Source organism: Isoptericola sp. NPDC057653 (assembly GCF_042799955.1).
Lineage (GTDB): Bacteria > Actinomycetota > Actinomycetes > Actinomycetales > Cellulomonadaceae > Isoptericola.
The window spans coordinates 987,634-1,009,791 of record NZ_JBHVHP010000002.1; the positions used below are offsets into that span (position 1 = coordinate 987,634).

The 22,158-nt window shown below is 75.1% G+C and carries 19 protein-coding genes; 7 read left to right on the forward strand and 12 right to left on the reverse strand.

What is annotated here, in order from left to right:
* Positions 1–22: 22 nt before the first annotated feature.
* From pntB to ACFU9A_RS15745, 3 genes are read right to left on the reverse strand one after another with little or no spacing between them, the layout of a single operon-like run.
* Complete coding sequence (gene pntB / locus ACFU9A_RS15735; RefSeq protein WP_430576217.1) at positions 23–1,426, reverse strand: Re/Si-specific NAD(P)(+) transhydrogenase subunit beta; 1,404 nt, start codon at positions 1,424–1,426, stop codon at positions 23–25.
* Positions 1,423–2,976 (reverse strand): Re/Si-specific NAD(P)(+) transhydrogenase subunit alpha, encoded by a 1,554-nt coding sequence (locus ACFU9A_RS15740; protein WP_430576218.1) that lies wholly within the window; start codon positions 2,974–2,976, stop codon positions 1,423–1,425. Before ACFU9A_RS15740 ends, pntB begins: the two co-directional genes overlap by 4 nt.
* Before the next feature lie 10 nt (positions 2,977–2,986).
* Positions 2,987–3,409: a pyridoxamine 5'-phosphate oxidase family protein gene (locus ACFU9A_RS15745; protein WP_430576219.1), complete on the reverse strand. Its 423-nt coding sequence runs from the start codon at positions 3,407–3,409 to the stop codon at positions 2,987–2,989.
* Between the two features lie 175 nt (positions 3,410–3,584).
* Here ACFU9A_RS15745 and ACFU9A_RS15750 point away from each other — a divergent pair, with 175 nt between their 5' ends.
* Entirely contained in the window at positions 3,585–4,295 is a 711-nt protein-coding gene (locus ACFU9A_RS15750) for a rhamnogalacturonan acetylesterase (protein WP_430576220.1), read from the forward strand.
* 2 nt (positions 4,296–4,297) lie between these two features.
* Here ACFU9A_RS15750 and ACFU9A_RS15755 read toward each other — a convergent pair whose 3' ends face one another.
* A complete protein-coding gene (locus ACFU9A_RS15755) occupies positions 4,298–5,215 on the reverse strand; it encodes an NADP-dependent oxidoreductase (RefSeq protein WP_430576221.1) in 918 nt (305 codons plus the stop codon).
* Positions 5,216–5,273: 58 nt separating this feature from the next.
* Positions 5,274–6,197 (reverse strand): RNA polymerase sigma factor SigJ, encoded by a 924-nt coding sequence (gene sigJ / locus ACFU9A_RS15760; RefSeq protein WP_430576222.1) that lies wholly within the window; start codon positions 6,195–6,197, stop codon positions 5,274–5,276.
* 153 nt (positions 6,198–6,350) lie between these two features.
* Here sigJ and ACFU9A_RS15765 point away from each other — a divergent pair, with 153 nt between their 5' ends.
* Positions 6,351–7,394 (forward strand): LacI family DNA-binding transcriptional regulator, encoded by a 1,044-nt coding sequence (locus ACFU9A_RS15765; protein WP_430576223.1) that lies wholly within the window; start codon positions 6,351–6,353, stop codon positions 7,392–7,394.
* Positions 7,391–9,001 carry a UxaA family hydrolase gene (locus ACFU9A_RS15770; RefSeq protein ID WP_430576224.1) on the forward strand — a complete coding sequence of 537 codons (1,611 nt, stop codon included), beginning with the start codon at positions 7,391–7,393 and terminating at the stop codon, positions 8,999–9,001. The genes ACFU9A_RS15765 and ACFU9A_RS15770 overlap by 4 nt, the downstream gene beginning before the upstream one ends.
* A gap of 28 nt (positions 9,002–9,029) precedes the next feature.
* Here the strand turns inward: ACFU9A_RS15770 and ACFU9A_RS15775 are convergent, their stop codons facing one another.
* On the reverse strand, positions 9,030–9,617 hold the full coding sequence (locus tag ACFU9A_RS15775; protein ID WP_430576225.1) for a TetR/AcrR family transcriptional regulator: 588 nt from the start codon (positions 9,615–9,617) through the stop codon (positions 9,030–9,032).
* 92 nt (positions 9,618–9,709) lie between these two features.
* Here ACFU9A_RS15775 and ACFU9A_RS15780 point away from each other — a divergent pair, with 92 nt between their 5' ends.
* Entirely contained in the window at positions 9,710–10,159 is a 450-nt protein-coding gene (locus tag ACFU9A_RS15780; protein WP_430576226.1) for a VOC family protein, read from the forward strand.
* Here the strand turns inward: ACFU9A_RS15780 and ACFU9A_RS15785 are convergent.
* Positions 10,156–10,794: a maleylpyruvate isomerase family mycothiol-dependent enzyme gene (locus ACFU9A_RS15785; protein ID WP_430576227.1), complete on the reverse strand. Its 639-nt coding sequence runs from the start codon at positions 10,792–10,794 to the stop codon at positions 10,156–10,158. The genes ACFU9A_RS15780 and ACFU9A_RS15785 overlap by 4 nt on opposite strands.
* A 95-nt stretch (positions 10,795–10,889) precedes the next feature.
* Between ACFU9A_RS15785 and ACFU9A_RS15790 the strand changes: the two genes are divergently transcribed.
* From ACFU9A_RS15790 to ACFU9A_RS15800, 3 genes are all read left to right on the forward strand, one after another.
* On the forward strand, positions 10,890–11,702 hold the full coding sequence (locus ACFU9A_RS15790) for an HAD hydrolase family protein (protein ID WP_430576228.1): 813 nt from the start codon (positions 10,890–10,892) through the stop codon (positions 11,700–11,702).
* 58 nt (positions 11,703–11,760) lie between these two features.
* Positions 11,761–12,312 (forward strand): hypothetical protein, encoded by a 552-nt coding sequence (locus ACFU9A_RS15795; protein WP_430576229.1) that lies wholly within the window; start codon positions 11,761–11,763, stop codon positions 12,310–12,312.
* Between the two features lie 110 nt (positions 12,313–12,422).
* A complete protein-coding gene (locus ACFU9A_RS15800; protein ID WP_430576230.1) occupies positions 12,423–12,752 on the forward strand; it encodes a cupin in 330 nt (109 codons plus the stop codon).
* An 87-nt stretch (positions 12,753–12,839) separates the two neighbouring features.
* On the opposite strand, the gene ACFU9A_RS15805 is transcribed toward ACFU9A_RS15800, so the two are convergent.
* The 5 genes from ACFU9A_RS15805 to ACFU9A_RS15825 form a co-directional block, all read right to left on the reverse strand.
* A complete protein-coding gene (locus ACFU9A_RS15805; protein WP_430576231.1) occupies positions 12,840–16,850 on the reverse strand; it encodes an endo-alpha-N-acetylgalactosaminidase family protein in 4,011 nt (1,336 codons plus the stop codon).
* 87 nt (positions 16,851–16,937) lie between these two features.
* Positions 16,938–18,791 carry a glycoside hydrolase family 35 protein gene (locus ACFU9A_RS15810; protein ID WP_430576232.1) on the reverse strand — a complete coding sequence of 618 codons (1,854 nt, stop codon included), beginning with the start codon at positions 18,789–18,791 and terminating at the stop codon, positions 16,938–16,940.
* Positions 18,788–19,669: a carbohydrate ABC transporter permease gene (locus ACFU9A_RS15815; RefSeq protein ID WP_430576233.1), complete on the reverse strand. Its 882-nt coding sequence runs from the start codon at positions 19,667–19,669 to the stop codon at positions 18,788–18,790. The genes ACFU9A_RS15810 and ACFU9A_RS15815 overlap by 4 nt, the downstream gene beginning before the upstream one ends.
* Positions 19,666–20,628 (reverse strand): carbohydrate ABC transporter permease, encoded by a 963-nt coding sequence (locus tag ACFU9A_RS15820; protein WP_430576234.1) that lies wholly within the window; start codon positions 20,626–20,628, stop codon positions 19,666–19,668. The genes ACFU9A_RS15815 and ACFU9A_RS15820 overlap by 4 nt, the downstream gene beginning before the upstream one ends.
* The gene (locus ACFU9A_RS15825) at positions 20,625–21,935 is read right to left on the reverse strand and encodes an ABC transporter substrate-binding protein (RefSeq protein WP_430576235.1); all 1,311 of its coding nucleotides are present in this window, start codon (positions 21,933–21,935) and stop codon (positions 20,625–20,627) included. The genes ACFU9A_RS15820 and ACFU9A_RS15825 overlap by 4 nt, the downstream gene beginning before the upstream one ends.
* Between the last annotated feature and the right edge of the window lie 223 nt (positions 21,936–22,158).

The window sequence follows — 22,158 nt, forward strand, 5'->3', positions numbered from 1 at the left end:
CACGACCCCCTCGACGGCGGCGTCAGAGAGCCTGGACGATCTTGTCCACCTGCTCCCTGGCGTCGCCGAAGAGCATCCGGGTGTTGTCGCGGAAGAACAGCGGGTTCTGCACGCCCGCGTAGCCCGTGGCGAGCGAGCGCTTGAAGACCACGACGTCGCGCGCCTGCCACGCCTCGATCACCGGCATCCCCGCGATCGGCGAGGACGGGTCGTCCTGCGCGGCCGGGTTCACCGTGTCGTTCGCGCCGATGACGAGCACGACGTCGGTGTCGGGGAGGTCGCGGTTGACCTCGTCCATCTCGAGCACCAGGTCGTAGGGCACGCGCGCCTCCGCGAGGAGCACGTTCATGTGCCCCGGAAGGCGTCCGGCCACCGGGTGCACGCCGAACCGGACCGTGACGCCCCGGGCCCGCAGCCGCTCGGCCAGGTCCGCGACGGGGTGCTGCGCCTTCGCGACCGCCATCCCGTAGCCGGGCACGACGACGACCGACCGCGCGGCGGCGAGCAGCGCCGCCACCTCGTCCGGCGACGTCTCGTGGACCTCCCCCGCCTCCGCCGCCCAGGCCCCGCCCGCCGGGCCGCCGGACGCCCCGGCGCCGAACCCGCCGAGGACGACGGACCAGAACGACCGGTTCATGGCGCGGCACATGAGGTAGCTGAGGATGGCGCCGGACGCGCCGACGAGCGCCCCGGTGACGATGAGCAGGTCGTTGCCGAGGGTGAAGCCCGCGGCGGCCGCGGCCCAGCCGGAGTAAGAGTTGAGCATCGACACCACGACGGGCATGTCGCCGCCGCCGATCGCGGCCACGAGGTGCCAGCCCAGGGCGAGGGCGACGAGCGTCATGAGCGCCAGGGCCACCACGCCCCCGCCCGCCAGGAACCAGGCGAGCAGCGCGGCGCACGCGACCAGTGCCAGGAGGTTGAGCAGGTGCCGGCCCGGCAGCGTCAGCGGCGCGGACGCCAGGCGGCCCGACAGCTTGCCGAACGCCACCACGGACCCGGTGAACGTCACCGCCCCGATGAGCACGCCGAGGAACACCTCCACGCGGTGCACGGTGTCCCCGCCCGCGGCGGGGGCCGCGAGGAACGAGCCGTAGCCCACCAGCACCGCGGACAGCCCCACGAACGAGTGCAGCAGCGCGATGAGCTCCGGCATCTGCGTCATCTCGACGCGGCGGGCCCGCCACGACCCGACGGCGGCGCCGACCACGAGCACCAGCAGGATCAGCCCGGCCGTCACCGGCCACGGGCGCTCCGAGCGGGAGAGGGCCAGCGCGATCGTCGCGACGATCGCGAGCCCCATCCCCACCATGCCGAGCACGGTGCCCCGCCGGGCGGACTCCTGGGCGGACAGCCCCGCCAGCGACAGCACGAACAGCAGCCCCGCCACGACGTACGCGGCCTGCGCCACGGACTCCACGCTCACGAGACACCTCCGTCGCGGCGGAACATGCCGAGCATGCGCCGGGTCACGAGGAAGCCGCCGAACACGTTGACGCTCGCCAGCGCCGCGGCGACGACGGCGAGCGTCGTGACCAGGGGCGACGCGTCGCCGATCTGCAGCAGCGCGCCGACCATGATGATGCCGCTGATCGCGTTGGTCTGGGCCATGAGCGGCGTGTGCAGGGCGTGCGTGACGTTCGAGATCACGTAGAAGCCCACCACCACCGCGAGCGCGAAGACGGTGAGGTGCGCGACGGCGTCGGGCGGGGACGCCGCGATCAGCAGCCCGAACGCGACGGCGCCGAGCGCGCCCAGCACCGTCCGCCGCATCGAGCGCCGGCGGCGCTCGGCCGCGGGGTCGACGACCGGGGCCGCGACGGGCTCCGGCTCGGGCGGGGGCGGCGCGGCCGACACCGGCACGGGCGGGGGCGGCCAGGTCACCTCGGACCCGTGGGTCACGGTCATGCCGCGGACCACCGCGTCGTCGAGGTCGAGCACCAGGCGCCCGTCCTTGCCGGGCGTGAGCAGCGTGAGGAGGTTGACCACCACCGTGCCCAGCAGGCGCGAGCTGTGCTGCGGCAGGCGCGCGGCCAGGTCGGTCCAGCCGAGGACCACGACGCCGCGGCCGGTGACCACCCGCTGCCCGGGCACCGTGGCCTCGCAGTTGCCGCCGCCCGGCGCGGCGAGGTCGACCACCACCGAGCCGGGGCGCATCGCGTCCACCATCGCGCGGGTGATGGTCGTCGGGGCGGTGCCGCGTACGAGGGCCGTGGTCACCACGACGTCGGCCTGCGCGGACTGCTCCGCGTACGCGCGCAGGGCGGCGGCCTCCTGGTCGGCGCTCTGCGCGCTCGCGTACCCGTCGGCGCTGACCTGCTGCACCGCGTCGTCGGCCCGCACCACGCGCGCGCCGAGCGACTCGATCTGCTCGGCCGCCTCGGGCCGCACGTCGAAGGCGTAGACCTCCGCGCCGAGGCTCACGGCCGTGCCGATCGCGGCGAGCCCGGCCACGCCGGCGCCGATGACGAACACGCGCGCCGGGGGCGTGCTGCCCGCGGCCGTCACCTGCCCGGCGAACATGCCGCCGAACTCCTCGGCCGCCTCGACCACCGCGCGGTAGCCCGCCACGTTCGACAGCGCCGAGAGCACGTCGAGGGACTGGGCGCGGGAGATCCGCGGCACCGCGTCGAGGGCCAGGGCCGTCACGCCGCGCGCGGCGAGCTCCTCGAGCAGGCCGGGGCTCGTCGCGGGCGCGAGCTGGGACACCAGGACCGCGCCGGGGCGCAGCAGGCCGAGCTCCGCGGGGCCCGGCGGGTGCAGCGTGACCACGACGTCCGCCGCCCACACGTCGGCGCGGTCGGCCACGCGGGCGCCCGCGGCGACGTAGTCGTGCGCGGGCAGCCGCGCGCCGTCGCCGACGCCGGGCTCCACGACGACGTCGTGGCCCAGGTCGGCGAGGCGGCGCGCCGCGTCGGGGGTGACGGCGACGAGGCGCGGGTCCGCGCCGGCCGTGCGGGGGGCACCGATGCGCATGACCGTCTCCTCAGCGGGCGTCGCGCAGGGCGCCCCAGGCCGTCCAGCGGTCGACCTCGACGACGGCGGTCACCCGGGCCCTGTCCCGCACCGGGTACGGGTCGCCGTTGTAGTGCCGGGAGATCCGGTCGGTGTCGGCGAGGTCCGGGTCGTCGCGCCACGCGGCGACGCGACCGAGCAGCGTGACGTGCGTGTACCAGCTGTCGCCCAGCACGGTGAGGCTCACCTGCGGGTTCGCGCGCAGGTGCTGCACCCGCTTGCGCGTGGCGTCGAGGTTGACGAGCACGTGCCACCCCCCGGCGCCGTCCTCCTCGAGCAGGTACCACGTCGCCGCGGTCACGGGGCTGCCGTCGGGGCGCACCACCCCGATCACGGCGACCTGGGGGCCACGCAGCAGGTCGAGCACGGGGGCCGGGAACGGCGGACGGGGCATCGCTGACTCCTCCGGGGGACGGGCGGGTGTGCGGTCGCTCGGCGCCGACGCTACGCCCTGGACGTGCAGGGACGCACGCGATTCCGGCGCGGCGCGGCGGAAGGGCGCTCGCTAGGGTGACGCCTGCGCTCGCCGAGCGCGCCCCGACCCCGCCCGCGCCCTCCCGGAGGTCCGCATGCCCCGCACCGTCCACCTCGCCGGCGACTCGACCGCGGGGCCGAAGTCCCGCGCCGCCGCCCCCGAGACCGGCTGGGGCATGGCCCTGCCCTACTACCTCGCCGACGACGTCGCGGTCGCGAACCACGCGCGCAACGGGCGCAGCACGCGCAGCTTCGTCGTCCAGGGGCGCCTCGAAGACGTGGCGCGCGACCTGCGGCCCGGCGACCTGCTGCTCGTGCAGTTCGGCCACAACGACGCGAAGGTCGACGACCCCGAGCGGCACACCGAGCCCTGGACCAGCTACACCGAGCACCTGCGCCGCTACCTCGACGCCGCCCGCACCGCGGGCGCGCGGCCGGTCCTCGCGACCTCCGTCGAGCGGCGCCGTTTCGACGACGCGGGCGACGCCGTCGCGGGCCACGGCGACTACCCCGCTGCGATGCGCGCCCTCGCCGAGCAGGAGGGCGTGCCGCTCGTCGACGTGCAGCGCGCGTCCCTGGCCCTGTGGCAGGACCTCGGGCCCGAGCGCACGCTGCACTACTTCTTCCACGCCGACGACGGCCGCCGCGACGACACGCACTTCAACCCGCCCGGCGCGGCCGCCGTCGCGCGCCTCGTCGCCGCCGGCCTCCTCGAGGCCGGGGTCCTCGCCGACCACGAGGTGCGGCGCCTGGACGAGGACGTGCCCGACGCCTGGTTCCGCTGGCTCGACGACGAGCCGGCGTAAGCTCAGTCGACGACCCGCACGATCGTCTTGCCGGGGGCCAGGCGCGGCGCCCCGAACGCCGCCGGGGCCTCCGTCAGCGGCACGACCGTGCCGATGACGGTCCGCAGCCGGCCCTCCCGCACGCGCTGGGCGAGGTGTGCCAGCTGCCCCCGGTCGGGCTCGACGACGAAGAACACGGCGCGCCCGTCGGCCGGCCGCGCCTCGGGCGGCCCCGCGATGGTCACCAGGGTGCCGCCCGCGCGCACGAGCGCGGCGGAGCGGACCGCGACGTCCCCGCCGATCACGTCGAAGACGAGGTCGACCCCGCCGACGGCCGCGAGGTCCTCCCGCTCGAGGTCGAGGAACTCGTGCGCGCCGAGCTCGAACGCGGCGTCCCGGTCGCGGGCGCGGCCGGTGCCGACGACGTGCGCGCCGGCCTCGCGGGCGAGCTGCGTGACGACGGAGCCCACGCCCCCGGCCGCCCCGTGCACCAGCACGCTCTGCCCGGCCTGGAGGTTCCCGTGCACGAACAGGCCCTGCCAGGCGGTGAGGCCGGAGACGGGCAGGCTCGCCGCCACGGTGTGCTCGACGTCGGCCGGCAGGGGGGCCAGGTTGCGCGCCTCGACCGCGACCTGCTCGGCGAGGGTGCCGTCGCGGGTCCAGTCCGCCAGGCCGAACACGCGCTGCCCCACCGTCAGCCCGGTGGTGCCGTAGCCGAGCTCCGCGACGACACCGGACAGCTCGTGCCCGGGGACGCTCGGGGTGCGGTCCCGGCCGGCCCGGTCGGTCCACGTCCCGGGCCAGGTGAGCTCCCCGGGCGTGAACCCGGAGGCGTGCACCTGGACGACGACGTCGTTCTCCGCGGCGTGCGGCGCGGGTCGCTCCGCGAGCCTCATCCCGGCGACGCCGGCCTCCTGGTCCTCCACGACGACAGCCTGCATGGTCTGCTCCTTCGGTCGACGGGTTGTCGGTAGGTCGACGACGCAGCCCCGCGGAACGTCAGACCGGCGGGTTCCAGCGGGTGAGCTTGTCGGGGTTCCACTGCACCCAGACCGCGGTGACGCGCCCCGCGACGACGGCGACGTTCACCACGCCCGTGACCCGCCCGCCGCGGACGAACGCGAGCGCCGCCCCGTCCGCCGTGCTGCGGGGCTCCAGCCGGGCGTCCGCCTGCCGGTGCAGCACGCCGAGCAGGAACCGCGCCACCTTCGACGCCCCGTGGACCGGGTTGAGGGCGGCGCGTGCCACGCCTCCGCCGTCCGACCGCAGCTCGACGGACGGGTCGAGCAGCGCCGTGAGGGCGGCCAGGTCGTCCCCGCCGGCGGCCCGCGCGAACGCCGCGACCACGCGGTCGTGCTCCCCGGCGGCCACCTCCCCCGACCGGCCGGCCCGCGCGTGCGCCCGCGCGGAGCTGGCCAGCTGGCGTGCCGCGGCCGGCGTGCGGCCCAGCACCTCGGCGACGTCGGCGAAGGTGTGCCCGAACACGTCGTGGAGCACGAAGGCCACGCGCTCGGCGGGCGTCATCGCCTCCAGCACCACCAGGAGCGCGGTGCTCACCGACTCGTCGCGCACGACCCGGTCCGCGGGGTCGGCGACGTCCGCCCCGCCGTCCCGGGCGAAGAGGTCGCCGGGCACCGGCTCGGGGAGCCAGGGGCCCACGTACCGCTCGCGGCGCACCCGCGCGCTGCCCAGCACGTCCAGGCACACGCGGCTGGTGACCCGGGTCAGCCAGCCGGCCGGGTTCGTGATCGCCGACCGTGCGGCGTCGTCGAGCCGGTACCAGCGGACGAACGCCTCCTGGACCGCGTCCTCGGCCTCGGCCGTCGTGCCCAGCATCCGGTACGCCAGCCCGACGAGCCGGCCCCGCTCGCCCTCGAGGGCCGCGCCGTCGCGCACGTCGCCCGTCGGAACTCGTTCCTCCACCGCGACCCCTCCCGCTTCGGCACCGCGAGCCTATGCCCGGGCGCCTCGCCCCACGTCCGGCTCCGGTGCATCGTCAGGAGGGCACGGCGTCACGCGGTAGGCTGAAACACGCTGGAACCGATTCCAGCGTCGACACCAGCCCTGGAGGTCCGCGTGGTCACGCTCCGCGACGTCGCGCGTGCGGCGGGCGTCTCCCCCGCCACCGCGTCGCGCGCCCTCAGCGACGCGCCGCACGTCTCGCCCGCCAACCGCGAGCAGGTGGCCCGGGCAGCGGCGTCGCTCGGGTACCGCCCGCACCCCGCGGCCCGCGCCCTGACCACCGGCAGCACCGGCACCCTGGGCCTGGTGGTGCCCGACCTCGCCAACCCGTTCTTCGCCGCCGTCGCCAAGGGCGTGCAGGCGCGGGCGCACGAGACCGGGCGCGACGTGCTGGTCGCCGACACCGACGAGGACGTCACCGCCGAGCCGGACGTCATCACCCGCCTCGGCGACCGCGTGGACGGCCTCGTGCTCTGCTCGCCCCGCATGCCCGTGGACGACCTCGGCGCGCTCGTCGGCGGCGGCCGGGTGGCGCTGGTCAACCGCGAGACGCCGTTCGCGCCCTCGGTGTCGTTCGACCTCGCCGACGGCGTGCGGCAGGCGCTCGACCACCTGCGCGCCCTCGGGCACGAGCGCGTCGCCTACGTGGGCGGCCCGGCCACCTCCTGGTCCGACGGCGAGCGCCGCCGGGCGCTGGCCGGGGGCGCGGCCGCCCACGGCGTTCCGCCGGTCACCGACCTGGGCGCCTTCCGCCCCACCCACGGCGGCGGCGTCCAGGCCGCCGACCTCGCGCTCGCGGCCGGCAGCACGGCCGTGCTGTGCTTCAACGACCTCGTCGCCCTCGGCGTCCTCGCCCGCCTGCACGCGCGCGGCGTCGCCGCCCCCGACGACGTCTCCGTGGTCGGGTTCGACGACGTCCCCGCCGCCTCGCTCGTGACGCCCGCGCTCACCACGGTCGCCGTCCCGCTGGCGCGCGCCGGCCGGGAGGCGGTCGACCTGCTCGCGCCCGACCCCGCCGGCGGCTCCCCCGAACACCGGCGCCTGCCCGTCGAGCTCGTCGTCCGCGCGTCCACGGCGCCACTCGGCACCGCCGCCCGCGCCGTCGCCCCCACGAGCACCCCCACCACCAGCACCGATCCCGAGGTCGTGATCCGATGAGCACCGCCCCGCACCACCCCCTGCTGCCGCTCGCTGCCGCGCCGTCGGCCGCCGCCGAGCCGCCGCTCCCCGACGTGGTCGACCTCGCCGACGTCGCGCTGCTGCTGCGCCCGGCGGACGACGTCGCCGTGACGACCCGGCAGGTCCCCGCGGGCACTACGGTGCGGCTGCCCGGCGGGCACGAGGCGACCACCCGCTCGACGCTCCCCCGCGGCCACAAGCTCGCCGTCCGGGCGGTCGGGGCGGGCACGGAGGTGCGCAAGTACGGTCAGTCCATCGGGCGGGCGACGCGCGACGTCGCGCCGGGCGACCACGTGCACACGCACAACCTCGGCATGGACGACGGCGCCCGCGCCCACGAGTTCGGCACCGCGCGCACCACGCTGCCCGCCCCCGCCGCGCGGCGCACGTTCCAGGGCTACCGCCGCTCGGACGGCCGCTGGGGCACCCGCAACTACGTCGGCATCCTCACCTCCGTGAACTGCTCGGCGTCGACGGCGCGGATGATCGCGGACCAGTTCCGCGGCCCGGTGCTCGACGCCCACCCGCACGTCGACGGCGTCGTCGCGCTCACCCACGACACCGGCTGCGGGCTGGTCCCCACCTCCGAGGGCGCGCAGGTCACGCTGCGCACGCTGCGCGGGTACGCGTCGCACGCCAACATGGCCGGGCTGCTGGTGGTCGGGCTGGGCTGCGAGATGCTGCCCGCCGAGTCCGTCCTCGACGGGCTGGAGCTGCGCGACGACCTGCCCGTGCGCACCCTGACCATCCAGGACACCGGCGGCATCCGTGCCACCGTGCGCGCCGGCGTCGCGGCGATCACCGCGATGCTGCCCGAGATCGACGCGCTGCGGCGCGAGGAGGCGCCCGCGTCCGCGCTGGTGCTCGGCCTCAACTGCGGGGGGTCCGACGGCTTCTCCGGGATCACCGCCAACCCCGCTCTCGGGCACGCGTCCGACCGGCTCGTCGCCCAGGGGGGCACGTCGATCCTCGCCGAGACGCCCGAGGTCTTCGGCGCCGAGCACCTGCTGCTGCGCCGGGCCGTCTCCGAGGAGGTGGGCCGGCGCCTGCTGGACCGCCTCGACTGGTGGCAGGGGTACGCGGCGGCCGGCGGCGGCACCCTCGACAACAACCCGTCGCCCGGCAACAAGGCCGGCGGCCTCACGACCATCCTCGAGAAGTCCCTCGGCGCCGTCGCCAAGGCGGGCACCGCGGACCTCGTCGCCGTGCACGAGTACGCCGAGCCGGTCACCGAGCGCGGCATGACCTTCATGGACACCCCCGGCTACGACCCCGTGTCCGTGACCGGGATCGTGGCGGGCGGCGCCACCGTGGTGGTCTTCACCACGGGCCGCGGGTCCGTGCTGGGGTGCAAGCCGGCGCCGTCGATCAAGGTGGCCACCAACTCCGACACCTACCGCCGCATGCGCGAGGACATGGACCTCGACGCCGGGCGGATCGTGGAGACGGGCCTGTCCGTGGAAGAGGTGGGCGACGAGCTGTTCGAGAAGATCCTCGCCGTCGCCTCCGGCGAGCAGACCGTCTCCGAGGAGCTGGACCTCGGCGCGGACGAGTTCGTGCCCTGGCAGCTGGGCGCGGTCACCTGACGCGCTGACGCGGGGCCGCTCGGGCCCGTCAGGCCGCGATCCCCCGCAACAGGCGGCGCAGCGCCTCCCACGCCTGCGCGAGGGCGCGGTCGCGGTCCGGCGCCGCCGCGACCCACAGGGCGGCCTCGTTCATCGCGCCCGACAGCAGGGCGGACGTCGCCGCGACGTCCTCCGCGCGGACCCTCCCGGCCTCGGCGAGCTCGGCGAGCACGTCGTCCAGCAGCCGCCCCGAGCTGCGCGCGTCGTCCTCGCGCCAGCGGGCCCAGCCGAGCACGGCGGGCCCGTCGACCAGCACCACCTGCCGGGCGTCGTCGGCGACGACGGCCGCGAGGAACGCGCGGCACCCCGACTCGAGGCTCTCCCACGGGTCCACCACGCCGTCCGTGGCACGCTCGATCTCGGCGCCGACGGCCGCGGTCACGTCCGCGTGCACGGCCGCGAACAGCCCGGGGCCGCTGCCGAAGTGGTGGTAGACGGCGCCGCGGGTGACGCCGCAGGCCGCCGCCACCTCCTCCACCGACACCGCCGCGTAGCCGCGCCGCGCGTAGAGGTCGCGCGCGGCGGCCAGGATCGCGGCCGCCGTCGCCTCGCTCTGGGCCTTCGTCCTCCGGGGCATGGTCGACAGGTTACCGACACCGTGAATGTATAGTTACGTACACGCTGTATGTATCACCTGCACCCGCAGGCCGTCACCGACCGGGAGCCACGATGATCACGAGCCTCTACCCCGTCCTCGCCGTCTCCGACGTCCCGACCGCCGCCCGGTTCTTCACCGGGCTGCTGGGCATGGCGCCCACGTTCACCTCCGACTGGTACGTCAGCCTGCGCGCGGGCACGGCGGAGCTCGCCGTCCTCGACGCCGACCACGCCACGATCCCCGAGGCCGCCCGCGGGGCCCGGGCGGCCGGCGTCCTCGTGACCGTCGAGGTGGAGGACGTCGACGCCGTGCACGCCCGCGTGCTCGCCGACGGCGCCCACGACGTGCTGCTGCCGCTGCGCGACGAGGAGTTCGGCCAGCGGCACTTCATCGTCGCCGGGCCGGACGGCGCGCTGGTCGACGTGGTCACCCCGATCCCGCCGTCCGCGGAGTTCGCCGCCCTCTATGCCGGGCCGGGCGCGACGACCGGCGCGACGACGGGCACGGACGCCGGGGCCTAGACGCGCTCGCGCACCCGGGCCACGCCGTCGCCGGCGAGCTCGTCGCAGAACACCGGCCGGCCCGCCAGCACCATGACGAGCGCCAGGGTGGAGCCGCGCACCGCCGGCCCGTCGCCGTGGACGAACGGCCCGTCGGTCGCCTCCAGGCGCAGGCCGCGCGCGACCGTCCGGCCGGAGACGGTGAAGTCCCGGGCGGCGAAGAAGCGCGCCACCTCGGTGGTCGTGGCCACGGGCGGGACGCGCGGGAGGCCGAGCGGGGTGCGCACGTCCTGCCCGTGCACCACGACCTCGCCCAGCCATGCGGCGGTGTGCCCGCTGGGCGCGACGGTGCTGGTCGCGACCGCGCGGAAGCGCTCCAGCGTCTCGGCGGGCGTCGCGCCACGGTGCTCGGCCAGGCGGCGCGCGTTGTGCAGGTCGGCGTCGAACCGCGCCCCGACGATGCTGCGCAGCCACGCCCAGCGGCCGGTGCTCGCGCCCGCCGTGAGGTGGGCGACGACGTCCTGCACCGCCCACTCCCCGCACAGCGACGGAGTGGCCCACGCCGCGTCGTCGAGGCCGGCGAGCTCGCCCGCCAGGGCCTCCCGCTCGGCGTGGATCATGGACCAGGTCTCGGCGCGCGGGGTGCTCGTCGTCACGTGCGCAGCCAACCACGGGGCACCGACGCGCGGTTAGGCTCGACGGTGCCCACGACGACGCCGAGTGCTGGAGGTCTGCCCACGTGTCGGGTTCGATGAATGACGGGGCGCGGGTGGCGTTCCTGGACGTGGACGGCACGTACGCCGACCACGGCTCCGTGCCGGAGGTCCACGCGGAGGCGGTCCGCGCGGCCCGGAGCGCGGGGCACCGCGTGCTGCTGTGCACGGGCCGGCCCGAGTCGATGCTCCCGCCGTCGCTGCTGGCGGCAGGGTTCGACGGCGTGGTCGCGGCCGCCGGCGCGTTCGTCCGGCTCGACGGCGAGGTCGTCTCCGACCTGCGCTTCCCCGAGGACCTGGCCGACCGCGTGCGGCACGTGCTCGACGCGCACGACGTCGCCTACCTGCTGGAGACCCCGGACGCCGTCTACGGCCCGGTGGGGCTCGACGCCCGGCTCGGCGTCCGCGGCGACGCGGCGCCCCACGAGATCCTCGACGTGCTGCGGATGCCCGGCGACCTCGCCGGCGTCCGCTACGCGAAGATCAGCTACTTCGACTCCCGCGTGCCCATCGCGGCGCTGCGCGAGGAGCTGGGCCCGGAGGTCGGCATCCTCCCGTCCTCGTACGCGAACACGGGCGACAACGCCGGCGAGATCCACCTGGCCGGCGTGCACAAGGCCGTCGGGATGGCGGCCGTCGTGGAGCACCTGGGCATCACGCCCGCGCAGGTGGTCGGGATCGGCGACGGGTACAACGACGTCGAGATGCTCGCCTACGCGGGCACCGCGGTCGCCGTCGAGGGCGCGCCGCCCGCCGTGCTCGCCGAGGCCGACCTCGTCGTGCCCGGCCCGGCCGGCGGCGGCGTCGCCGAGGCGTTCGCCCGGCTCGGGATGGTCCCCGCCCGCGGCTGACCGGAGGCCCGTCGGCCCGGAGCTGCAAGCCGGCGCCGCCCCGCGACACGGGAAGGGCATGAGGAGCACCGCACCGCGCGCCCTGGCGCTCGCCGCACTCTCCGCCGCGCTGACCGGCGGGCTGGCGGCGTGCGCGCCGGCCGGGGCGGCCGGCCCACCGCCGGGGGTCCCGTCCCCCACCGCGACGGCGACGCACGGCCTGTGGCCCCCCGACGCCGAGGGGATCGAGCAGCCCCGCCCGTACGAGGTGCGGTACGACGACCGGGCGCTGGTGCTCTACCCGTTCACGTTCTGCGCCGACCAGGGCTGCGCCGACGGGTTCGACGACCACCCGCCGTCCGTGGGCGACGTCTCCGAGCTGTTCGTGCACGTCCCGCTCGACGGCGACGCCGAGCTGACCGTCACCGAGGTCCCCGCGGACCTCGCCGACGTGGTCGAGCCCGACGGGAGCACCGCCACCGAGGTCGAGGCGGCGACCGAGCGCCTCGGCGACGGCTGGTGGCAGGTCCGCGTCGACGGCCCGCCCGGGGAGCACCGGCTGAGCCTCTTCACCGGCGGCGACGGAGCCGGGGACATGATCGCCGACGTCGTCTGGACGGGCCTCGGCTGAGCGCCGTGCGCCCACCGGGCGAGCCCCGCCCGCGCCCCCGGGTACGGTGAGGTCGGCGGGCCTCGTCGACGCGGCCCGCACCGCGAGCCGCCCGACGGATGGAGCCCCCGATGGCCGACCTGGACGCCCTCACCGCGACGCACCTCGACAAGGCCCGCGCCGCCGAGCACGGCCGCAGCGCCGAGATCGTCGTGCACGACGGCCCGCTGCGCCAGACCGTGCTGGCCCTGCTGGAGGGCATGGAGCTCGGCGAGCACAACTCGCCGCCGGCGGCGTCCGTCCTCGTGCTGCACGGGCGCCTGCGCGTCACGGCGCTGGAGGGCGACGAGGAGGTGCGCGCCGGCCAGCTGCGGGTGCTGACCCACGAGCGCCACGCCGTGCGCGCGCTGGAGGACTCGGTGTTCCTCCTGACCACGGTGACGAGCATCCCGAAGCCCTGACGTCACGACCCCGACCGGACGACGGCGGGCGGGGCCCGGCGCCCCTCGTGGGAGCGCCGGACCCCGCCCGTGAGCGGCCCGCGAGCGTCAGCCGCAGCCGAGCTTCGCGCCCGCCCAGTCGGCGTGGTCGTTGCCGTTGCCGTCCCCGCCGTCGGTCACGACGAGGTCGAGGTAGCGCACGCCGGTGACGTCGACCGCCAGGTCGACGGTCTCCCCCCGGCCGCGCAGCACGGGCGTGGTGGCCAGCGACGCGCCGTCGCCGAGCACCTGGAAGGCGACCGACCCACGGGTCTGGACGTCGTCCACCCCGACGGTCGCGGTGAACGACTCGCACCGCTCGCCGAGGAACAGCCGGACCGTCGACGGCGCGTGCGCGCCGATGCCCTTGGGGTACACCGTCCCCCGCAGGGTGAGGGGCGACCCGTCGCCCGACCCCTGCTCGCCGTTCGACAGGTCGCGCTCGACCGGCCCCCACCCGTTCGACTCGGAGACGAACGGCAGGTCGCTGGCCCAGTGGTCGCCCGCGGCCGGCGGCACGACGACGTGCACGTCGCTGCTCGCCTCGACGGTCCGCGGCCCGACCGGGTCGGCCGTGGTCGTGTACGTCGCGGTGGCGGTCAGCGGGTAGGCGTCGGTGGTGACGTCGCCCCGCGGCGTGACCTTCCAGGTGGTGACGAGCTCGCCGCCGCTCGGCAGCGTCCCCGCCGAGGTGGCGTCGGTCGCCTCGACGTCCCAGCCGTCGGGCACGTCGAGGGCGACCTCGACGTCGGCGACGTCGGTCGGCTCGAAGACGCTGAGCGTGGTGGTCACGGTGTTCGCCACGTCGGGCTCCAGGGCGGACCGCTCCGAGTCCACCTCGAGCGACGCGCACGCCGGGACCTCGTCGGCCGCGCCGAGGTCCTCGACCAGGAAGTCGTCGAGGACCAGGTCGGCCTGGTCGCCGCCGCCGACGGCCTTGCGCAGCCCCACCCAGGTGTCGCCGCAGGCGGAGCCCACGACCTCCTGGCTGAACCGCTTCGTGCTGCGCTGCTCGCCGATCGCCGTCGCGCCCGTCTCCACCGACACGGGCTTCCCGGAGGCCACGGAGTCGTACCCGGTGACCCACTGGTAGTACCCGCCGCGCCCGGACTGGTAGTCGAAGCTCACGCGGTAGCGGTGCCCCGGCTCGAGGTCGACCGTCGCGGGGGTGGTGCGGTACACGAGGCCCTGGTTCTCCTCGTGCGCCTTGAGCGACCAGGCGTCGCCGAGGACGTCGTCCACGAGCTTGCCGTTCCAGCCGGCCTGCGTGTACGGCGCGTGCTTCGACGCGAGATGGGTGCGCGGGTCGGTGACGCCGCCGGCGTCACCCTTGACGAACGGGCCCCAGCCCTGGGGCACGGACTCGAAGTCGTCGAACGCGACGACGTCCGCGCCGTCCGTGCGCAGGTCGGCCGGCGCCGTCGTCCGGTCCGTCGCGACGACCCGCAGGTCGTCGAGCCGCACCACGGCGTCGCCCGCGCCCGCGCGGACGGTGAGGGTGGGCCGGGTGGCCTCCTTGACGTCGAACACGACCTGCACGCGCTGGTAGTACCGGCTGTGCTTGTCGTCGGCGGCGACCTCGTTGCGGGCGGTCGACCGGTCGACGGTCACCGACGCGCCCTCGACCGACCGGCCGGGGCCGGTGACCTCGAGCGTCGTCGGCCGGGACGCGCCCGGCTGCACCTCCACCCACGCGCTGGCGGCGTAGGTGCCGGGCCGCAGCTCGGCGGTGCGCTGCGCCAGCGAGGCCTTGCCCGCGCCGAGCTGCGCCACGTGCTGGCCGTTGCTCAGCCGCTCGCGGGTCACGGCGCCCGACGTGCGGTAGGCGGCCAGGTCGGCGGCGTCGAAGCCGGGGTTCACGACGGGCGAGCCCTCGCCCCACGCCACCTTCCCCGCGGTCGGGGTGGTGAAGCCGTTGCCCGGCACGTCGGGGTAGAGCACGTACGGCTGCCCGGCCTCGGCGTCGACCGTGACCTGGCCGTCGCGCACCTTCACGACGCCGACCTTCGCGCGGCCGGTGTCGGTGAGCCGGTAGACGGTGAGGGACGACGCGTCGGCGAGGGTGCCGGGCAGGTCCCACGTGGTGGAGCCGCCGGCGGGGTTGTAGTGGTAGAGCTTGTCGCCCTTGGCCACCTTGCCCTTGGCGCCGGGCGCGTCGGCCGCGCTCCACGGCAGCAGGTACGTGTCGCCGCGCGCGACGACGGCGTCCCCGACCCGGATCTCCCGGTCGGCCGCGCTGGTGCCGCGTGCCGAGACCCCGTCGGCGAAGTCGATCTCCTCGTCGGTCCAGCGCTCGATCTCGTGGTGCTGGAGGAACTTCGTGGTCACGTTGTTCGACCAGATGTTCTTCGTGAAGGCGTTCCAGTCGACCTGCCCGGTCCAGCCCTCCCACTCGACGATGCGGGCGTTGCCCAGCAGGGGGTGCGGGTTCCAGGTGTCCTTCTCGCCGTTGCGGATGAAGCGCACGATCTGCGAGTTCAGGCCCTTGTTGGAGGCGCCGCCGTAGTTCTCGTCCGCGGACCAGTGGCTCCACAGCGAGTCGGCCTCGAACTTGTCCGACCACTCCGAGGCGAGCTCGAAGTCGTTCGCCCTCGCGGCGTCCGCCAGGGCGCGCGCCTGCCACCCGTAGTTGTAGTAGACGTCCACGTAGAGCAGGTCGAGGTCGCCGCCGGTCTCGTCGGCGAGCTGGCCGATGCGCGACGCCAGGTCGCCGCTGGTGATGTCGCGGCGCTGGTCGATGTAGTACGACTGGCCGAGCCAGTTCCAGCCCTCGGCGCCCGGGTCGACGAGGTCCTCGGAGAACGCGTTCGCCTCCGCGTACGACTCGGTGGCGTTGATGTGCACCCCGAAGTCGGCGTTCCAGTCGCCGCCGGACCGCAGCAACCTGCGCATGTCCGTCAGGCCGCCGGCGCGCTCGTTGTAGTTGCCGCCGTAGTCGGGGTGCGCCGAGTCGTGGCCCTCCGACCCGTAGCCCTTGAGCAGCGCCATCTGGCCGAGGCCGTCCGTGGCCAGGGAGATGTGCTTGACGTCGTCGAGCGTCCGCAGGAACGGGTGGGTGGCCTGCGACGCGAAGTTGAACGGGATGTGCGTGACGACCCGGTCGGGCACCTGGTCGGCACCCTTCGCCTTCGGGGCGGCGTCGCGGTAGGCGATCGCGCCGTCCTGCCAGTCGACGACGCCGTCGTCGTTGGCGTCGGGGGTGAGCACGACGGTGGCGTGCGGCAGCTCCTCCGTGACGGACGAGCCCTTGGCCCGGTAGGTCCAGGCCCCGCTCCAGACGCCGACGCGGACGTCGTCGCCGTCGGCGCGCGCCTGCCGCTGCAGCCGGTTGCGCTCCTGCGCGGCCTTGCCCGCCGCCTCGTCGTACACGCTGTTCGTGACCACGGACGCCGCCAGGCCGTTGGCGCTGACGATCGCGTAGGCGGACCCGACGGGCGACGGGTTGGTGGCGGTGCCCGGGGTGACCGACGCGAAGGTGTCGCCCTTCGCGGTGCGGTCGGGCGAGATGACCGCCGTGGCGACGCGCGGGTCGGTGTCGGCCGACGAGACCGAGAGCAGGTCGTGCCCCGGGATCTCGAGCGTGCCGACGCGGTGCTCGGCCGTGTCGACGATCTTCGTCACCGCGAAGCGCACCTGGCGGCCCTCGACGCTCAGCGCGGCGTCGATCCGGACGCCGGGCAGGTCCGCGAACGTCAGCCGGTAGGTGGCGGACGAGGCGGTCCCTCCCGTCCGGGCGACCGTCACGTCGTGCGCGGTGCCGTCGATGGTCACCGAGGTGACCGGGCGGGTGCTGCCGAGCATCGTCGCGCCGCTCGACCGGTCGGTGTAGCGCAGCACCCGGGGGAAGTCGTCGGCGACCCGCACGTCGAGCGCGCCGGAGCGCAGCGTGGTGCCGTCGGTCGCCGCGGTGGCGGCGGCCGTCGCGGTGGTCGTCGCCGTGGTCGTCGCGACGGCCGCGGGGACCGCCACGAGCCCGGCGCAGCCGGTGGCGAGCGCCGCGGCCACCGCGACGGCGCCGCGCGCCGCGCGGGGTGGGAGGGCGCGGGGTGGGACGGGGCGTGGGAGGGAGCGTCGTGCCATGCGGATCTCTCCTTCGTTCGAGCGGGTCGTCCTCGACCCGCCAAGGCGGTCCGTGCTGGTCAGAACTTGCTGGTCAGAACTTGCTGGTCAGAACTCCTCGACGTACTCCTGCGCGGCGCCCAGGTCGGGGCCGGGGAGCAGCTCGAGGGCCGTGCCGGCGCGGTGCTGCTCGAGCACCGTCACCGTGTTCTCCCCGTGGCGCAGCAGCGGCGCGGGGACGTAGAGGGTGCGCTGCGGGCCGACCTCCCAGTAGCGACCGAGGAGGACGTCGTTCACCCAGACGAACCCCTTGGCCCAGCCGGGCAGCGCGAGGAAGGTGTCGGCGGGCTCGTCGACCTCCAGGACGGTGCGCGCGAGCACCGGGCGCCCGTCCTGCCCGAGCGTCGTGTCCTCGGTGCCGGCGGCGGGTTCGGCGTCATCGGCCGCGGGAGCGGCCGCCCAGAGCGCGTCCGGGCGGGCGTCGGCGAGCGGGACCGGCCGCGACGACCAGCCGTGCACGATCCGCCGGTCGACCAGGACGTCGCCGACGATGCCCTTGGGCTCGCCGAGGCGCGGGCCGTAGTTGACCCGCCCGAGGTTCTCGACCAGCAGCTCGAGGGTCACCTCCGCGCCCGTGCCGGCGACGACGACGCCGTCCGTGGCGGTCGCACGCTCCAGCACGCCCACGGGCGCGCCGTCGACGAGCACCGTCGCCCGGTCGTGCAGGCCGAGCACGGAGACCCTCGACTCCCCCGCGGGCAGCCGGGTCCGGGCGCGGTAGGCCACCAGGCCCGCGTCCAGGCCGAGCTGCTCGAAGGTGCGCGGGCGCGGCGAGCGGTCGCCCGGGCCGGCCAGCGCGTCGAGGGCCCGCGACGCCGGCCGCAGGGCCGGGGCCGGGAGGGTGCGCGCGGTCAGGCGCGCCGGCTGCGCGAGGGCCACCGCGTCGTCGTCCCGCGGCACGTGGGGCGAGCGGTACGGCGCGACGACGTCCCGCATCGCGAAGAACTTCGCCGTCACGGCGCCGTCCTCGGCCACCGGCGCGTCCGAGTCGTAGCTGGTGACGGTGGGCTGCAGCACGGTGCCGTCGTGGTTCGCGCCGGCCCACAGGCCCGGGTTCGAGCCGCCGTGCGCCATGTAGAGGCTCACCGAGCCGCCCAGGTCGAGGATCTCGCCGACCGTGCGCGCCGCGTCGTGCGGGTCGCGCGTGTGGTGCTCCTCGCCCCAGTGGTCGAACCAGCCGTTCCACATCTCCGCGACGAGGAAGGGCTCGGGGTCCGCGCGGCGGCCGGCGAGGAGGTCGCGCGCCTCCCCCGGCCGGGAGCCGAGGGTGGCCGCGGCGAGCACGCCGGGCAGGGACCCGCCGTCCTGCATGAGGTGGGTGGGGCCGTCGGCCGTGAAGACGAGCTCGTCGATCCCCCGCCGCGCGAGCGCGTCGCGCACCCAGGACACGTACGCGTGGTCGTCGCCGAAGCTGCCGTACTCGTTCTCCACCTGCACGGCGACCACGGGTCCGCCGCGGCCGGCCTGCAGCGCGGCGACCCGCGGCAACAGCTCCTCGAACCACCGGTCGACGGCGTCCGTGAAGCGGGGGTCGATCGTGCGCAGCGCGATGCCGGGCGTGCCGGTGAGCCAGGCGGGCAGGCCTCCGTTGGACCACTCGGCGCAGATGTACGGCCCGGGGCGTACGACGGCGTCCATGCCGAGCTCGCCCACGAGGCGCAGGAACCGCTCGACGTCGCGGTCGCCGGCGAAGTCGAACCTGCCGGGCTCGGGCTCGTGCCAGTTCCACGGCACGTACGTGTCGACGGTGTTGAGCCCCATCGCGCGCACGCGTGTCAGGCGGTCGCGCCACAGGTCCGGGTGCACCCGGAAGTAGTGCACGGAGCCCGACAGCATCCGGTGCGGCGCGCCGTGCCTCAGCAGCATCGCGCCGTCGGTGGTCAGGGCGGGCCCGGCGGTCACTTGAGCGCCCCCGTGGCCAGCCCCGAGCGCCAGAACCGCTGCAGGGACAGGAAGGCGACGATCAGGGGCACGACGGCCACGAACGCGCCGATGATCACCATGTGCCGCTCGATCTGGCCGGACTGCACGAGGGCGTTCCACGTGACCAGCCCCACCGTGACGGGCTTGAGGTTCTCGTCGATCAGCACCTGCGAGGGCAGCAGGAAGTTGTTCCAGATCTCGACGAACTGGAAGAGGAAGATCGTCACGAGAGCGGGCGACATCATGCGCAGGCTCACCCCGAAGAAGATCTTGCCCTCGGCGGCGCCGTCGAGGCGCGCGGCCTCCACCACCTCGTCGGGCACCGACTGCGCGGCGAAGACCCGCGCGAGGTAGACGCCGAACGGGCTCACGATGCTGGGCAGCAGCACCGCGAGGTAGGTGTTGACGATCCCCACCTGGGAGAACATCAGGAACAGCGGCAGCGTGAAGAGCACCTTCGGCACCAGCACCGCCCCCAGCACGACGGCGAACAGGACGCCGCGCCCGGGGAACTCGAACTTCGCGACCGCGTACCCGGTGGCCGCCGCCACGAGGGTCCCGATCCCGGCGCCCACGATCGAGTAGAGCGCGGCGTTGCCCATCCAGGCCGCGAAGATGCCGTTCTTGTAGGCGAACAGGTCGGCGATGTTGCCGAACAGGTCGAAGTGGCTGAACCACAGCGGGTTGCCCGCGAACGTGTAGCCCGCGTCCTTGGTGGCCGCGACGAGCAGCCACCACAGCGGGAAGAGGAAGTAGGCGCTGGTCAGCACCAGCACCCCGGTGACGAGCACCCGGCTGCGCAGCGTCGTCTCGACGGAGTCGCGGCGGGGCCGCACGGCCGTGCGCGGGGCGCTCACGAGGACCTCCGGGAGGTGAGGCGGAAGAAGAGGACGGACAGCACGGCCACGCCCACGGCGAGGATGACCGACTGCGCCGCGGCGTACGGGTAGTTCGCGGCGGTGATCGACGACTGGGCGGCCATCAGCGGCGTGAACTTGGGGCCGATGGTGCCGGTGCTCGACGACAGCACGAACGGCTCGTTGTAGAGCTGGGCGGACCCGATGATCGAGAACACCGCGGTGAGCAGCAGGGCGGGCCGCACCAGCGGCACCTTGACGTGCCAGGCGATGCGCCACGGGGAGGCGCCGTCGAGCTTGGCGGCCTCGAGCACCTCGCCCGGGATCCCCTGCAGCGCGGCGTAGATGATGATCATGTTGTAGCCGGTCCAGCCCCAGGTGACGACGTTGGCGACGGACCACAGGGTCAGCTCGGTACCGAGGAAGTCCACGGTGACGCCGGTGGGGGCGAGCAGCTGGTTGATGGGGCTGCCCGTCGGCGAGTAGAGGAACGACCACATGAGCGCCGACACGACGGTCGGCACCGCGTAGGGCGCGAAGCTCGCCAGCCGGAAGAACCCCTTGCCCCGCGCGGAGGCGGAGTCGATCAGCAGCGCCAGGCCGAGCGCGAAGCCGAGCATCACGGGCACCTGCACGACGCCGAACAGGAGCACGCGGCCGAGCGACGCGACGAACCCGGCGTCGTGCAGGGCGGCGGCGTAGTTGAACCACGGGTCGAAGACCTCGGTGGGCGGCGTCAGGCCGAGCGCGTCCCGCTCGATGCGGAACAGGCTCTGGTAGACGGCGTAGCAGATGGGCGCGACGTAGACCGCCGCGAACAGGACGACGAACGGCGCGACGAACCGCAGCGCCACGCGGGACGTGCGGGAGCGCGGGCGGCGCGCCCGCGGGGGCACCGGCCCGGGCGCGGCGGCGCGCCCGGGGCGGTGCTCCGTGGAGATCGTGGCGGTCACGGTCACTTGCCGACCGTGATGCCCTGCTGGGAGAGCTCGTCGATCGTGGCGGCCTTCGAGCTCGCCAGCGCGCCGGCGACGGTGGCGTCGCCCTGGCCGGCGTAGGCCTTCTTCATGTCCGCGGCGAACGTCCCCATGAGCGTGGACACGCCGGGGCCCCACTGCCAGCCCTCGGCCACGTCCGCGGCCGCGTCGACGAACACCTCGTCCACGACCTGGCCGCCGAAGTATTCGTCGCCCTGGGTGAGCAGGTCGGACTTCAGGCCCTCGACCGAGGCGGGCAGCGTGCCGGCCGCCTCGATGACCGCGTCGACCGCCGTCGGGTCGGTGGACATGAAGTGCGCGACCTCCCACGCGGCCTCGGGGTCCTCGCAGCCGGCGAGGACGGCCGTGGCGCTGCCGCCGACGTTGCCGGTGGCGGTGTCGCCCTTCTCCCACGTGGGCAGCGGGGCCACGGCCCACGAGCCGGAGGCCGCAGCGGCCGAGTCCTTGAGGATGCCCTTGAACCAGGCGGCCCCGGCGATCGTCGCGATGCTGCCGTCGGAGAGGCCGGACGCCCACGCGTCGCTCCAGATGCCGGCGCCGACGAGACCGTCGTCGACCAGGCCCTGCCAGTAGTCCGCGACCTCCTGGTTCTCGGGCGAGTCGTTGGTGATCGACCACGTGCCGCCGTCCACCGTGTACCAGGGCGCCCCCGCCTGCCAGGAGAAGCCGGTGTAGTCGAAGTCCTCGTACGTCCCGGTGAGCGCGACGCCGGCCTTCTTGAGCTTCTCGCCCGCGGCCCGGTACTCGGCCCACGTGGTGGGCACGTCGACGCCGTGCTCGGCGAAGACGTCCTTGTTGTAGAAGAGCACCATCGGACCCTGGTCCTGCGGGGCGCCGTAGACGCGGTCACCGACCGTGACGCCGGACCAGCCGGCCGGGGTGTAGGCGTCCGCGTCCTTCGAGGCGATGTCCGTCACCTCGAGCAGGTTGCCCTCGGAGACGAAGCTCGGCATGGTCTCGTAGCCGACCTGCGCCAGGCAGGGGGCGTCGCCGGCCTTCACCGCGTTGCGGATCTTGTCGTAGCCGCCCTTGTTGCCCGGCTCGATCTCGGTGAACTTCACCTGGACGTCGTCGTGCGCGGCGTTGAACGCCTCGGCGGCCTTGTCGTAGCCCTGCGCCCAGGTCCAGACCTCGATCGTCGTGGGCGTGCCGTCGGCACCGCCCGCCGTGTCGCCGCCGGCGCACGCCGCGAGGCTGACCGCCGCCACCGCGGCCACGCACGCCGCGCCTGTCGCACGCGCCGACCCGTTCGCCGTCGAACGCTTCATCTCTGACTCCTTCTGACCACTGTGTACCGAGGAGCGGCACCGATGCCGCACGAGGAATGCGAGCACCATAGCCGGTTCTGATATCCATAACAACCGGTCGCCAAGGCCCCGTATATGGCCACTTCCCTCCCGAACCACGACCCGCTTGTTATGGTCACCACGACGGGCGGTAGCATCGAGCCCGCAGCGGGCCGGGACGGGCCGCACGACGAGGGACCGGGGT